The organism is Microcoleus sp. Pol12A5 (assembly GCF_036701435.1).
Lineage (GTDB): Bacteria > Cyanobacteriota > Cyanobacteriia > Cyanobacteriales > Microcoleaceae > Microcoleus.
In genome coordinates, this window is sequence record NZ_JAUBQU010000269.1 from 1 (window position 1) to 1,946 (window position 1,946).

Sequence of the window (1,946 nt, forward strand, 5' to 3'; positions counted from 1 at the left end):
AGTCGTGAATGTAGAACAACCTGAAACGTTTGTGATGATTGAATCCATTGTTTACAAATCAAATGGTTTTGCTATAGTTATTTAAGTTTTAATTATAATTATAACATAACCCTAATTCAAATATAGGTTTGTAGTAATGACTTTATTTATTTCAATCTTGGAATTAAGGACTAAATTCCTTACTACGAACCTAATTTATCCTTTCCATCACAATCCCATCAACTATTTCATAACCCCAATTAAAATAATGTCGATTTGCCAACTGCTCGGCCATGGCATATTCGCCTAAATTGCAGAGTTCAACTAACATTTGATATGCTTGATCTCTTTCTCGCTGCAACCTTTCCTCCCGCAGGTTTTCTCTCTCTTCCTCAGAAGGATTTGGTCGCTCTTCCCCCAGGGGATTGATATCGCTAATTCGTTTCATATCAGCCTCATTAAAAAGGGATTGATTCGACTATTTCACCGTCAACTATTTCGTAGCCCCAGTCCGGGTTGGCAGCGATTTGTTTCTCAACTATACTTCGGCCGAGAGGAGTTTGGTAAGCTTTTTGCAAAGAGGAAATACTGGGGATTTCGGCGGCGGTTGGTGGCTCTTTTAGTTCGATGTTTGGCGGTTCAGGAACTATTTCAGATGTGGATTGATTTAAGACCGATTGAGCTGCGATTGCGCCTAACTTCCGCATTACGCTATCCTTGCTGATTTGCGGTTTTTCGTTGAAGGAAGAGGGCAGATATGGTGTGTCAACGCCCTGGTTTTTGGCTTTTAGTGCATCATCGGCAAGCCGATCGCACTTTCGCAGAAATCCCTCCCACAAATCTTTGCCCAAAACCGGGTTTCTCAAATCAGCACGGGCTTTAGAGACTGCTGCTTCCAGCGGTTCGCCTTTGTGCACGTAATACTGAATTCGCTCCTCTTCAAAAGCAGGATAAGGGACTTCCGGTTCGATTTCCCAATCCCGCTTAACTTTCTGACTTTCTCCTAAAGGAATTCCGGCGATAAATTCATCCCAAAAAGTGGAGGTTAAGCCTTTTGTCATGCTGTCAATAATTTTAAATGCCCATCCAGAAGGATTGCCAAATCCTAAGCTGCGCTCTTGAGCATATGCTTCTAAAGCTCGCTGAAAGTTGTGCAGTTCTTCTTGGGAGTTCCAAGGCCCGCTAAATCGGTAATTCGGGGTGACAGCAACGGCTATTTGCTGGCGGGGTTGCCCGAAATATTTGTCGGTTTTAACTACAGGATTTGGGGGTGATGTTTCGCGGAAAATTGCTACAGGGTGATTGTTGTTTTCGCGACTTATCGGTGTTATAGTATCTGGCGGGTTCGGTGTCCAAAAGTTATTGAGTTTTTCCTCGAAAGCGTCAATATCCGCCCAGAGTTCTAGGGTGTCTGTGTTGGGAGTCGTTAATTTTTCTTTCAGGAGCGATCGCACTTTGAGCAGGCGTCTCGCGAGTTCTTGTTCTTCGTAACTTAGACCCGTGGCTTTTTCAATTTCGCTGCTGTTAGTTTTTACCCATTCGTCGGAGTTGGACTTTTGTGATTGCCATTGCAATAATTGGCAAAGAAAAATACTCGCCGCGACTCCGCCCGTAATTGGGGCGAGTTTGGGATAGTAGATGGCGGGGTTTCCTAGATTTCCTAAAAATATTCCTATTTTCATTTTGTATATTCTTAATTCCCTTGAATCTTAGGGTTATTATTGGCGCAGCTTAGCTTGCATTCTAGGGGGCGCATCGGGCCAGCTTACCTCGACTAAACTAGCATGGAGAAACTTAAGATTTTCTTTAAGCTTCTGTCTATTGCTGACTGAATGGAGTTTCTAGAGTAAAAACGGGGATCGCTTATTCGATCGCCTGATTGACAGGACGGAGTTAAACGTAATAATAAATTATTTACTGTACAGCTTCTGCCAAAATGAATCCAGAACGCCAAGAGGCTTATTTGA

Annotated in this window: 2 protein-coding genes; both read right to left on the reverse strand. The window is 43.0% G+C overall.

Translation table 11 applies throughout. The annotated features are described in order from the left end of the window. Positions 1-190: 190 nt before the first annotated feature. Complete coding sequence (locus QUA45_RS28620) at positions 191-427, reverse strand: hypothetical protein (protein WP_333223307.1); 237 nt, start codon at positions 425-427, stop codon at positions 191-193. A 10-nt stretch (positions 428-437) separates the two neighbouring features. Continuing rightward, entirely contained in the window at positions 438-1,661 is a 1,224-nt protein-coding gene (locus QUA45_RS28625; protein ID WP_333223309.1) for a hypothetical protein, read from the reverse strand. Positions 1,662-1,946 lie beyond the last annotated feature (285 nt).